This window comes from Paraburkholderia sp. RCC_158, from assembly GCF_041355255.1.
Classification (GTDB): domain Bacteria; phylum Pseudomonadota; class Gammaproteobacteria; order Burkholderiales; family Burkholderiaceae; genus Paraburkholderia; species Paraburkholderia graminis.
Genome location: NZ_JBFUPM010000006.1, coordinates 67336 through 79610, shown reverse-complemented (window position 1 = coordinate 79610; position 12275 = coordinate 67336). Strand labels below are relative to the sequence as shown.

Sequence of the window (12275 nt, the reverse complement as noted above, 5' to 3'; positions counted from 1 at the left end):
AACAAGGCGGCGACGTGCGTCGAGCGCGCCCTAAGCGCAGGCGCGTTCCGGTATTTAAAGCAGGCGCTTCGGTCTAGTGTAGCTCGCGGCTGCGAAAGCGCGGCCTCGGTTCGTTATCGAACCGAGGCCGTCAACATCAAACGCGCTTTTCCAGCGGCACGAACGACAAATCGTCAGGTCCGGTGTAATTCGCGCTCGGACGAATGATCTTGTTATCGATCCGCTGTTCGATGATGTGCGCACTCCAGCCCGCAGTGCGCGCGATCACGAAGATCGGTGTGAACATCGCGGTGGGCACACCCATCATGTGATAAGACACAGCGCTGAACCAGTCGAGATTCGGGAACATCTTCTTGGCTTCCCACATCACCGATTCAAGCCGCTCGGCGATATTGAACAGCTTGTTGTTGCCCGCTTCTTTCGACAGCTTCTTCGCGACTTCCTTGATGACCTTGTTGCGCGGGTCCGAGATCGTATAGACCGGATGACCGAAGCCGATCACCACTTCCTTGTTCTCGACGCGCCTGCGGATGTCGGCTTCCGCTTCGTCCGGCGTCTGATAGCGCGACTGGATTTCGAACGCGACTTCATTGGCGCCGCCGTGTTTCGGTCCACGCAGCGCGCCGATTGCGCCGGTAATTGCCGAGTAAATGTCCGAACCCGTGCCCGCGATCACGCGGCCGGTGAACGTCGACGCATTGAATTCGTGTTCGGCATACAGATTGAGCGACACATGCATCGCATCGACCCACGACTTCGGCGGCTCGACGCCATGCAGCAGATGCAGGAAGTGGCCGCCGATCGAATCGTCGTCGGTTTCGACTTCGATGCGCTTGCCGTTGTGCGAGTAGTGATACCAGTAGAGCAGCATCGAGCCGAGCGACGCCATCAGCTTGTCGGCGATGTCGCGCGCGCCCGGCAGGTTGTGATCGTCCTTCTCCGGCAGCACCGTGCCGAGCACCGACACGCCAGTGCGCATCACATCCATCGGATGCGCGGCGGCGGGAATCCATTCGAGTGCGGCCTTGACGTTCGCGGGCAGGCCGCGCAACGCCTTCAACTTCGTCTTGTAGGCGGTGAGTTCAGCCTGCGTCGGCAGCTTTTCATGCACGAGCAGATAGGCGATTTCTTCGAATTCGCAATTGCCCGCGATGTCGAGAATGTCGTAGCCGCGGTAATGCAGATCGTTGCCGGTCTTGCCAACCGTGCACAGCGCCGTGTTGCCCGCGGTCACGCCGGACAGCGCGACGGATTTTTTCGGTTTGAACGCGCCGGCGTTGGTGGTGCTGGTGCTGTTGTCTGCTTCGCTCATCGTTGTCTCCAGATGCGTTAGGGATTCTCGAACGCGGCCTTAAATGCAAGGAACGGGCCATCGTCGCAGGCTTGCGCTAAGTGCCTGATTTGTCACGGCGGACTGCTTTGCGCGAAACGGCGCACGTTTCGGCAATGAAATCATGAAATTTCATTTTTGAAACCGACGCGCGCATAATAGCCGGACCCTGCCACTCACCTCGCGCGAGCCGCAACTTGAGCACTCCATCGTTCGATACAGCCCGACGCCCGCGCATCTGGGCGCTCAGCATCAGCCGTCTGCGCGACCTGTTTATCGACATCGCGGGCGAATACGTGGAACGCGCGGATCTGCGCATCGTCGCCCAAGGTTTCGAAGACGCCGTGCGCGAAATCGACGCCGCCGGCGCGGGTCGTCCGGACGTCGTGATTGCGGGCGGCTCCAACGGCGCTTACCTGAAAACGCGCGTCGCGGTGCCGGTCGTGATGATCACGCCGACGGGCTTCGACGTCATGCACGCACTCGCCCGCGCGCGCCGCGACGGCGCAAAGGTCGCGCTGGTCACGCACGGCAACACGCCCGACGAAGTGCGCCGCTTCGTCACGGCGTTCGGGCTCGACGTGACGTTCGCCTCGCATCAATCCGCGCAGGACGCCGAAAGCGTCGTGCTGGACCTGCGCGATCGCGGCATCGACGTGGTCGTCGGCCCCGGACTCGTCACCGATCTCGCCGCGCACGCCGGCATGGGCGCGGTGTTTCTGTACTCGCGCGATTCGGTGCGCGCCGGCTTCGACACGGCGCTCGAAGTCGCGCAGGCGACGCGGCGCGAAACGATACGCCGTCAACGGCTCGATAATCTGCTGCAACACTTGCGCGACGGCGTGGTCGCGCTCGACGCCGAAGGACGCGTCGAGGCGATGAACCAGCGTCTTGCCGCCGTGCTCGGCGTCGACGCCGCGAATGCAGCGGGCCGCGCGCTGCTCGAACTCGCGCCGGATCTGGCCGGCAGCTTGCCCGACTCGGACGGCGACGCGTTCTGCACCGTGCGCGGCGCGAGCTACGTCGTGCATCGCGGGCCGCTTGCGAGCGGCGGCGCGGCCGCGGGCACCGTGCTGACGTTTCAGGAATCGCGCGCGGTCGAACGGCTGGACCGCACGCTGCGCTCGCGTCAACGGGTGCAGCAGTTCAGCGCGCGTTACCGGCTCGAAGATATGGTGGGCGCGGCGGAATCCATGCAGCGCGTGCGCGCGCTCGTGCAGCGTTACGCGAGGTCGGACGCGACCGTGCTGATTCTCGGCGAAAGCGGCACAGGCAAGGAAATGGTCGCGCAGAGCATGCATCAGTTGAGCGCGCGGCGCGACTTCGCCTTCGTCGCGATCAATTGCGGCGCGTTTCCCGAGGCGTTGCTCGAAAGCGAACTGTTCGGCTACGAGGAAGGCGCGTTCACCGGCGCGCGCAAAGGCGGCAAGGCGGGGCTCATCGAAGTCGCGCACCGCGGCACCTTGTTTCTCGATGAAATCGGCGAAATGCCGTTGTCGTTGCAGAGCCGTTTGCTGCGCGTGTTGCAGGAGCGCGAAGTCGTGCGGCTCGGTTCGACGGAACCGACGCGCGTCGACATTCGCGTGGTTGCCGCGACGCACCGCGCGTTGACCGAGGGTATCGAAGCAGGCCGCTTTCGCGCCGATCTTTACTACCGGCTCAACATTCTCAGCATTGCGCTGCCGCCGCTGCGCGAGCGTCCAACCGATCTGCTGCCGCTTGCCGCCGAACTGCTGTTGCAAGCCGCGGCGCGTGAGCCGAGGCTCGCCGCGCGCCTGCCCGACGCCGCTGCCGCCGAACGCATTCTGGCCGCGCTCGCCGAGCCGTTGCGGCGTTACGCGTGGCCGGGGAATGTGCGCGAGTTGCAGAACGTGATCGAGCGGATTGCAGTGGAGCTTGCCGAGATGGAGTCAGACGCCGACTCGCCGGCGGAGACGCAACCGCTGATCACGCGAGACATGCTGCGGACCATCGCGCCGGAAATCGTCGAACCGCAGCAACCGCGCGCTCACAAAACGGCGCTGACGTTGCGCGAACGCAGCCGTCATGTCGAAGCCGATGAAATCCGCGCCGCGCTGGCTGCGCACGACGGCGACCGCGACGCGGTGTGCGACGCGCTCGGCATCAGCAAGACGACGTTATGGCGGAAGCTGAACGGGGCGCGCTAGCTTTTGCGATACTCGCGGCAGCGCCGTGCTTGCCCGCATTAACCGCCGCGCGCTGCTGGATGAACATGCTCGGCGTCATGCCGCAGCATCGCTTGAAATGCCGGCCAAAATGGCTCTGATCGAAGAAGCCGACCTCGGTCGCGACCACCGAACCAGGCACGCCTTCGAGCAACAGCATCTGTGCCCGCTGAATCCGCACGCCGCACAGATAGCGATACGGCGACGAGCCGTACTGCTGCCGGAACACCGTCGCAAAACGCGACACGCTGAGCGCGGACAGCGCCGCGAGTTGCGCGAGCGTCACCGGCTCGTTGAAATGCGCTTCGATAAAAGCCCGCGCGGCGTTGAGGCTGAGGGACTGTTTCATGACGTCGCGATGGGCTCTTTTGCAAAGCGCTGGATGGAGAACCTGTCGAGCGGAATCGGCGTGCTGCCCGTATCGACGAGTTCCGCCATCGTCTCGCCGACGCCCGGCCCGATCTGAAAGCCCGAACCGCTGAAGCCGAACGCGTAGAAGAGTCCGTCGACCTTGCTGCTCGGGCCGATCACCGGTTCGCTGTCAGGCAGATAACTTTCCACGCCGCTCCACACGCGGATCACATGCAACGGCGCGAGCGCGGGCACGAGCCGCCGCATCTGCGCGAGCTGGCGCACCGTGTTCTGCGGCAGCACCGACGCGCGGCTCGTCGCGGCATCGGCCGGACCCGCGGGACCGCCGCCGACGATGATATTGCCGCGCGGAATCTGCCGGAAGTAAATGCCCTCCTGTTTGATCGACGTGAACACGCCCATCGACGATTTGAAGACGTACGGCACCGGCTCCGTCACGCACATTTGCGGTCCGCTTACGACGAGCGGCGCGCTTTCGCCGAACTGTTCGGTCAGACGCGTGGCCCACGCGCCCGCGCAGATCACGAGTTGCGCCGCGCGATACACGTCGCCGCGCGCGCTTTCCACGCGAAAACGGTCGCCCTCTTTTTCGACGCGCACGATCTCCGTGTTCTCGATCACCTGCGCGCCGAGCCGCGCGGCCGCGCGTCCGAAGGCGGGCGCGGCGAGCCGGGGATTCGCGTGGCCGTCGAGCGGCGAACTGGACGCCGCCAGCACTTCGCGGCTCAGAAACGGAAAGCGCCGGAACAACGCGTCGCCATGCAGCACTTCGAGTTCGAGCCCGTAGGCGCGCGCGTCGATTGCATACTGATCGAAATTCTCGACGTCCTTCTGGTGATAGCACACGCGCGTATGGCCGACCGGCAAGAATTCGACGTCCTCGCCGAGCAGTTCCGCCGAACGCTGCCAGGTGCGCAGCGCGCGATTGGCCATCGCGAGTTGCGGCAATGCGCGGCCTTGCCGCCGCACGCCGCCGAAGTTCACGCCGCTCGCCTGCTGCCCGGTCAGTCCGCGTTCCAGCAGGATCACCGAGCGATTGCGCCGGCGCAAAAAGAACGTGGTCGTCGTACCCATGATGCCGCCGCCGATCACGATGACATCCGCTTCGTTGCGAGTCGCGCTCATTGCGCTGCCTCCTCGGTGAGCGCCACTGGCAGCGGCTTGACCGGCGCCTGGCCGCGCAGGCGTCCCACGGAAGCGAGCGGCACGCACGCCGCCGCGGCAATGACTTCCGCGCCCGCATGTCCGCAATAACGCCCCTGGCAACGTCCCATACCCACACGCGAAAACGCCTTCGCGCGATTGGCTTCCTGCGCGCCGGTTTCGCGAACGACGCGGCGCAATTCGCCCGCCGTGATCGCTTCGCAGCGGCACACAATCGTCTCGTCCGGCAACGCGGCGGCGAATTGCGCGGGCCACGGAAACGCTTCACGCAAGCCCGCGGCAAAGCGCGAGAAGCGCGCGAGCTCGTCGCGCAAACGCTGCATATCGCCGATGCCCGCCGCTTGCACGCCGTGGTCCTGCAGCGCGGCGAGCGCGGCGAGGCGGCCCGACCGTTCGGCTGCGTCCGCGCCGCGCACGCGCGCGCCATCGCCCGCGAGATAGACGCCCTTGACGCTGCTGCGGCCATCGCTGTCGATTTGCGCGAGCCACTGCTGCGCGGCGTCGTCGAAGATAAAACGGCAGCCGGCGAGATCCGCGAGCTGCGTTTCCGGGCGCAAGTGATAGCCGAGCGCAACGGCGTCGCACGCGAACTCGATGCGCTTGCCGCCGGCCAATGCGACTTCGACGCCGCTCACACCCGTTTGCGGCGAACCTTTGATTTCGACGGGCTGCACGCCGCGATAAACCGGCACGCCCGCTTTCGACAACACGCGCGTCAACGCAATGCCTTTTTTCAGCGCGGCGGGAATCGCGAAGAGACGCGGCAACGCGGCGATGCGCTGCATGAACGTCGACGTATCGAGCACCGCCGCGATCTGCGCGCCGGCCTTCACGTATTGCGCGGACACGAGGTAGAGCAGCGGCCCGCTGCCCATCATCACGATGCGCGAACCGATCGCGCAGCCCTGCGATTTCAGCGCGACCTGCGCGCCGCCGAGACTATAGGTGCCCGCCTGATGCCAACCCTTGACGGGCATGAGCCGGTCGGTCGCGCCGCTGCACACGATGAGCGCGTCGAACGGCAGCGTGCCGTAACGCGTGCCGCTCACGGTATGCACCGCGTTCGCCGAAATATTCCAGACCAGCGTTTCGGGCAAATAGTCGATGCTGCGTTTCAGCGCATCGAAGCCCGTGTGCAACGACGCCGCGCGCTCGGCCTCGGTGCCGTACAGCGTGTCGTAGCTGCGCGAAAAGCCTTCCGGTTGACGCCGGTAGATCTGTCCGCCGTCGCGCCGGCCTTCGTCGATCACAGTCGGGCGCAGACCCGCTTCGACGCATGCCTGAGCGGCGCGCACGCCCGCCGGCCCCGCACCGATGACGACTACACGCGGGGCCATACGCCCTCCCCGGCTTCAGCGAGACTCGTGACGATCGACATGCCCGGCGCCGCCGGCGTGCTGCACGCGCGCACGCGCTCGCCTTGCGCGGTCCACACCCAGCAATCCTGGCACGCGCCCATCAGACAGAAACCGGCGCGGCGACCGTCGCCGAATTCGGAGTCGCGCAGCGTGGTGCCGTTGGCGAGCAGTGCGACCATCAGCGTGTCGCCTTCGGCGGCCTCGCGCACTACGCCGTCGACGGTAATCGGAAAGGTCTTGCGACCGGTTTCCGCGAGCCGCACAAATCGCTGGTTCATGCCGGGATCGTCTCCAGGTTTTGCAAACGGCTCAACTCGGCCGCCGAGTGATGACAAAGAATCTCCGCGCCGGAAGGCAGTTTCTTAAGCGACGGCGGCGTCATGTTGCAGATACCGTCGATGCGCACCGGGCAGCGCGAGCGGAACGAACAGAGTTCGGGCACGGCGGCGCTCTCGCCCATCGCGGGCAACTTGCAGGCGGCGACGTGGCGGCGCGCATCGAGCCAGCCCGGTTTTAGTTCGGGCACCGAATCAACCAGCAAGCCCGTGTACGGGTGATACGGCGGCGCGGCGAGCACATCGCGCTGTCCGGCTTCGACACGCTGCCCCGCGTACAGCACGATCACTTCGTCGCAGATCGCGCGCACCGTCGAAATGTCGTGGCTAATGAACATGTACGAGACGCCCAGTTCGCGCCGCAATTCCGCGAGCAGATCGAGGATCGCGGCGCCCACTACCGTATCGAGCGCGGACGTGACTTCGTCGCAGAGAATGAGCGCGGGATCGGCGGCAAGCGCGCGCGCGAGGTTCACGCGCTGCTTCTGGCCGCCCGACAGGCCCGCGGGCGTGCGCGTCGCAATCGAAGCCGGCAGCTTGACCAGATCGAGCAACGCGAGCATGCGCTTCTTCGCCGCCGCGCCACGCAGATGGTGATAAAACGCGAGCGGCCGGCCAAGAATATCCGCGATCGAATGGCTCGGATTCAGCGCCGTATCCGCATTCTGAAACACGATCTGAATCTGCCGATACTGCTCCGGCGTGCGGCGCGATAGCTGCGCGGGCAACGGCTCGCCGTTGAACAGCACATCGCCGCGCGCACGGTCGACGAGACCCGCGACCACGCGTGCCAGCGTCGTCTTGCCCGAGCCCGATTCGCCGATCACGCCGAGCGCGCTGCCGCGAGCAATGCTGAGGCTCACGTCGTCGAGCACGCGCACGGCGGGCACGCCGTCACGGCCTATGCGTCCATAGCCCGCCGAGAGGCCGCGAATCTGCAGCAGCGGCGGCACCTGTCCCGCGCCGTCCTGCAACGCGGCCGAGGGCGCTTCCGGGCGGCGCGTCGCGGCGAGCAACTGGCGCGTGTAGGCATCCACGGGCGCATCGAGCACTTGGGCGACCGCGCCGTTTTCCTTCACGGCGCCGCCGTTCAGCACGACGATGCGGTCGGCCATCTGCGCGACGACGGCAAGATCGTGCGACACGTACACCGCCGTCGTGCCGAGTTCGCGCACCACCTTCTTGAAGGCCGCGAGCACTTCGATCTGCGTGGTGACATCGAGCGCGGTGGTAGGTTCGTCGAACACGACGACCGCCGGATCGGTGATCAACGCCATCGCCGCCATCAGACGCTGCAATTGCCCGCCGGAAACCTGATGCGGATAACGCTCGCCAATCGTATCCGGCGCGGGCAGCGCGAGCGCGCGAAACAGTGCGATCGCTTTGGCGCGCGCGGCGTCTTTCGTCATCAACTGATGCAGCAGCGCGGGCTCGGTCACCTGATCCATGATCGTGCGCGCCGGATTGAAGCCCGCCGCCGCGCTCTGCGCGACATACGCGACCGTGCGCGCGCGCAACGCGCGGCGTCCTTTGGCATCGAGCGAGAGCACTTCCACCTCGCCGATGCGCACCGAGCCGCCGCTGATCGAGCAGCCCGCGCGCGCATAGCCGAGCAGCGACAGCGCAATCGTCGTCTTGCCCGAACCGGATTCGCCGATCAGCGCGAGCACCTCGCCCTTCTTCACCGAAAAGCTGACGCCCTTGACGATCTCCGTCACCGGCCCGTGCGCCGCGCCCGCGACGACACGCAGCCCTTTCACTTCAATCATGTCCCGGTCGGCCATCATGCGTCTCCGTGGCTACGGCTGCGACGCCGCAAGTTGTCGATCAGCAGATTCATGCCGATGGTCAGCGTGGCAATCGCGACGGCCGGCATCAGCACCGCAGGCGCGCCTTCCGACAAGCCGCCGATGTTCTCGCGCACGAGCGAACCCCAGTCGGCGTTCGGCGGCTGCACGCCGAGGCCGAGGAAACTCAGCCCGCTCAGCAGCAGCACGATGAACACGAAGCGCAGGCCGAAATCGGCGAGCATCGGATGGATCATGTTTGGCAATACCTCGACACGCGCGATATATAAGAGCCCTTCGCCGCGAGCCCGCGCAACCTGCACGTATTCGAGTCCCATCAGGTTCAACGCGAGCGAACGCGAGATGCGAAACGCGCCGGGAATGTAGGCGAGCGCCGCGACCGTCGTCAGCATCGGGATCGACGAACCGAACGCCGCGATCACGACGAGCGCAAGCACCTTGCTCGGAATCGAAATGAGCGCGTCGAACAGGCGGCTCAGCACTTCATCGACCCACTTGCCCGACACCGCGGCAAGCAGACCGAAGAACGTGCCGATCACGCTCGCCAGCACGGCCGCCGCGAGCGCGAGGCCGACCGTATAGCGTGCGCCGTAGAGAATGCGGCTCAGCATGTCGCGGCCGAGGTAGTCGGTGCCAAGCGGATACGCCGCGCTATAACGCCCGAAAATTTCCGTCGACGTCAGCGCGCCGCCCTGGTAAGGCGCGACGAGCGGCCCGACGAACGCGACCAGCAGCCAGAACAGCACCATCACGAGGCCGAGTAGGCCGAGCACCGAAAAGCGGTGGACGAGGCGTTGCAGCGGGTTGTACTTCGCCGGTGCGCTCGTGGTTGCGGCATCGGCGGCCAGCGTTTCAGCCGCCATGTCAGCCGGTATATCGGCGACGAGTTCGTCGCGGCTCACGCCGTACAGTTCGGTGCCCGCGTGAGGGACGTGGTGATCAGGTTGGCTCATCATCGACGTAGCCTCGGGTTGGATACGATTTGACACAGGTCCGCGATCAGCACGAGCGCGAGATACGCGGCGCAGAACACCATCACGCAGCCTTGCACGAGCGGCATGTCGCGGTTCGTCACGGCGTCGACCATCAGGCTCGCGAGGCCCGGATAGTTGAAGATCGACTCGACAATCACCACGCCGCCGAACAGGTACGACAGACTCAGCGCGACCGCATTCGCAATCGGCCCGATGGTGTTCGGCAGCACGTGCCGCAGCACGACGCGCACGGGCGACGCGCCCTTGAGCATCGCCATTTCCACATACGACGAATTGAGCTGGTCGAGTACTGCGGCGCGCGTCATGCGAGCCATCTGCGCGACGATCACGCAGCACAGCGTCATGACGGGCATTGCATAGATACGCAATAACGCGCCGAACGAATTCACTTCGGACAGGTAAGACAGCGCGGGCAGCCAGCGCAGCTTCACGGCGAAGATCAGCACGGCGATGGTCGCGACGAGAAACTCGGGCACCGCTACCGTGGAAAGCGTCAGCACATTCAACGCGCGATCGAGCAGCGAGCCGCGGAACATCGCGGATGAAATGCCGATCAGCAGCGCGAGCGGCACCGAGACCACCGCGGTCAAACCGGCGAGCACGAGCGAGTTCGGCAGACGCGTCGCGATCAACTGACTAACGGGCAGATTGTTCGACATCGACGTGCCGAAGTTGCCGGTGACGATATGAAAGAGCCACTGGCCGTAGCGCTGAAGCGCCGGCTGATCGAGCCCGAACTGATGCCGCAATGCGGCGACGGCCTCCGGCGTGGCGGCCTGGCCGAGCGCCTCTTGCGCGGCGTCGCCAGGCAGCAGCCCTGTCACGCCGAACACGATGGCCGACACCAGCAGCAGCGTGAGCAGCGCGAGGCCGAGGCGCGCGGCGATGAGTCGTTGCGCGTGTGCTTTCATTGAAAGTCGCCTCCAGTTGAAGCATGCGCGCGGCGTCGCGGCGCCGCGCCAGTGCATGTATTGCGTGTATTGCGCGCAGGTGCGAAGTCGTGGCGCTCCGGCTCAACGAGCCGGAGCGCCTTCGCGTTACGCCTCTAGCCAGACGTTTTCCGCGAATGCAAAACCCATCAGACCGGCAAGCGGAATCGAACCGAGTCCCTTCAGCTTACTCGTATAGCCATCGAGCGAGCTATGAAAGAGCGGAATGCCGATGCCGCCGTTTTCATGCACGAGCACCTGCATGTCGCCGTAGATCTTCTTGCGCTTCGCGTCGTCCGGTTCGCCGCGCGCGGCGACGAGCATCTGATCGAACTTCGGGTTCTTCCAGTTGGCTTCGTTCCACGGCGCATCGGACTTGAAGAACTGCGTGAACAGCACGTCCGCGCTCGGGCGCGCATTGATGTTGCCGAAGCCGAGCGGATGCTTCATCCAGTGATTCGACCAGAAGCCGTCCGAGGGCACACGGCTCACCTGAAGGTTCAGGCCCGCGCGCGGCGCAGCCTGTTGCAGCAGCATCGCCATTTCGACGGAACCGTCCGCAGCCGGAGACGCGAACACTTGCAGCGGCGCCGAGCCGAGCTTGGCCTTCTGGAAATAGAACTTCGCCTTGTCGGGATCGAAGCCGCGTTGCGGCAGGCCGGCGAGATAGTATTTGTTGGTCGGGTCGATCGGCTGATCGTTGCCGATCGCGCCGTAGCCGCGAAACACCGAGCGGCGGATCTGCTCGCGATCCATCAGGTACATCATGCCGCGGCGGAAATCGTCGTTGCCGGTAATGCCGCCCTCGTCGCGAACGATCAGGTCCGTGTAGCCGCCGGTCTTCGTTTCCAGCACCTTGAAACCCGGCGCGGTCTTCAGGCGTTCAGCCGAATTCGGCGTAAGGCCGTTGATCAGTTGCACGTCGCCCGACAGCAACGCGTTCACGCGCGCCGATTCGTCGCCGATACCGATCAGCTCGATCTCGTCGAGATACGGCATGCCCGGCTTCCAGTACTTGTCGTTGCGCACGCCGACCGTGCGCACGCCCGGCGAGAATTCCTTGACCTTGTACGGACCCGTGCCGACGGCCGTTTTGAAATCGCTCGTGCCGTCCTTGATGATGAGGAAGTGCGACGTGGCGAGAATCACCGGCAAGTCGGCGTTCGCGCCGTCGAGCGTGATCGTCACTTCGTTCGGGCCGGTGGCCTTCACTTCCTTGATCTGATCGGCGATCGTCTTTGCCTTCGAAGCGGTGGCCGGATCCTTGTGGCGCATGATCGAATAGACGACGTCGGCGGGCGCGAGCGACTTGCCGTCGTGGAATTGCACGCCGTTGCGCAGCTTCACGACCCATACCGTCGCGTCTTTCGTCTCGATGGATTCGGCGAGCGCCATCTTTGCGCCGAGATGGGAATCGAGTTCGGTCAGGCCGTTGTAGAACATGTTGCAGCGGACGTAGTCGGTGCTGAGCGCGCCCTTCGCCGGATCGAGCGTGTCGGCTGCGGAGGCCGACTGCGTCGCCACGCGAATCTTGCCGCCCTGCTTCGGCTTCGCTTGCGCGAGCGCGGAACCGCTTGCGGCCATCAGCCCGGCGCCCGTCAGCGACATCATCCCGGCCGCGGTCAGCGCGCGCAGCACGTCGCGCCGCGACGCGCCTCTCGCTGTCAATTGCTCGAGCCCGTTGTCGAGGCCAGGAGCGCCGTGGGGTGAGTTTTCCTTATTCATCGAACTTCTCCGCGAGGTAAGGCAGTTGTGGGGGCTGCGTGGGTTTGTAGTTGTCGACTGCAACAGCGGGTGC

At 65.3% G+C, this 12275-nt stretch carries 10 protein-coding genes; 1 reads left to right on the top strand and 9 read right to left on the bottom strand.

Annotated features, from left to right (window positions below; all coding sequences use genetic code 11):
- Positions 1–136 precede the first annotated feature (136 nt).
- On the bottom strand, positions 137–1312 hold the full coding sequence (gene prpC / locus AB6809_RS14105; RefSeq protein ID WP_029966545.1) for a 2-methylcitrate synthase: 1176 nt from the start codon (positions 1310–1312) through the stop codon (positions 137–139).
- A gap of 215 nt (positions 1313–1527) precedes the next feature.
- Between prpC and prpR the strand changes: the two genes are divergently transcribed.
- Positions 1528–3498, top strand: a complete 1971-nt coding sequence (gene prpR / locus AB6809_RS14100) for a propionate catabolism operon regulatory protein PrpR (RefSeq protein WP_029966546.1) — start codon at positions 1528–1530, stop codon at positions 3496–3498.
- On the opposite strand, the gene AB6809_RS14095 is transcribed toward prpR, so the two are convergent.
- The 8 genes from AB6809_RS14095 to AB6809_RS14060 all read right to left on the bottom strand — a co-directional run bounded on the left by AB6809_RS14095 (position 3455) and on the right by AB6809_RS14060 (position 12202).
- Positions 3455–3865: an AraC family transcriptional regulator gene (locus AB6809_RS14095; protein WP_029966547.1), complete on the bottom strand. Its 411-nt coding sequence runs from the start codon at positions 3863–3865 to the stop codon at positions 3455–3457. The two genes, prpR and AB6809_RS14095, sit on opposite strands and share 44 nt — an antisense overlap.
- Entirely contained in the window at positions 3862–5013 is a 1152-nt protein-coding gene (locus AB6809_RS14090) for an FAD-binding oxidoreductase (RefSeq protein ID WP_006049135.1), read from the bottom strand. The genes AB6809_RS14095 and AB6809_RS14090 overlap by 4 nt, the downstream gene beginning before the upstream one ends.
- Positions 5010–6389, bottom strand: a complete 1380-nt coding sequence (locus AB6809_RS14085; RefSeq protein WP_029966548.1) for an NAD(P)/FAD-dependent oxidoreductase — start codon at positions 6387–6389, stop codon at positions 5010–5012. Before AB6809_RS14085 ends, AB6809_RS14090 begins: the two co-directional genes overlap by 4 nt.
- Entirely contained in the window at positions 6374–6688 is a 315-nt protein-coding gene (locus AB6809_RS14080) for a (2Fe-2S)-binding protein (RefSeq protein WP_029966549.1), read from the bottom strand. The genes AB6809_RS14085 and AB6809_RS14080 overlap by 16 nt, the downstream gene beginning before the upstream one ends.
- Positions 6685–8529: an ABC transporter ATP-binding protein gene (locus AB6809_RS14075; protein ID WP_029966550.1), complete on the bottom strand. Its 1845-nt coding sequence runs from the start codon at positions 8527–8529 to the stop codon at positions 6685–6687. Before AB6809_RS14075 ends, AB6809_RS14080 begins: the two co-directional genes overlap by 4 nt.
- A complete protein-coding gene (locus AB6809_RS14070) occupies positions 8529–9509 on the bottom strand; it encodes an ABC transporter permease (protein WP_006049131.1) in 981 nt (326 codons plus the stop codon). Before AB6809_RS14070 ends, AB6809_RS14075 begins: the two co-directional genes overlap by 1 nt.
- Positions 9506–10459 (bottom strand): ABC transporter permease, encoded by a 954-nt coding sequence (locus AB6809_RS14065; protein ID WP_006049130.1) that lies wholly within the window; start codon positions 10457–10459, stop codon positions 9506–9508. Before AB6809_RS14065 ends, AB6809_RS14070 begins: the two co-directional genes overlap by 4 nt.
- Before the next feature lie 126 nt (positions 10460–10585).
- Complete coding sequence (locus AB6809_RS14060; RefSeq protein ID WP_006049129.1) at positions 10586–12202, bottom strand: ABC transporter substrate-binding protein; 1617 nt, start codon at positions 12200–12202, stop codon at positions 10586–10588.
- Positions 12203–12275 lie beyond the last annotated feature (73 nt).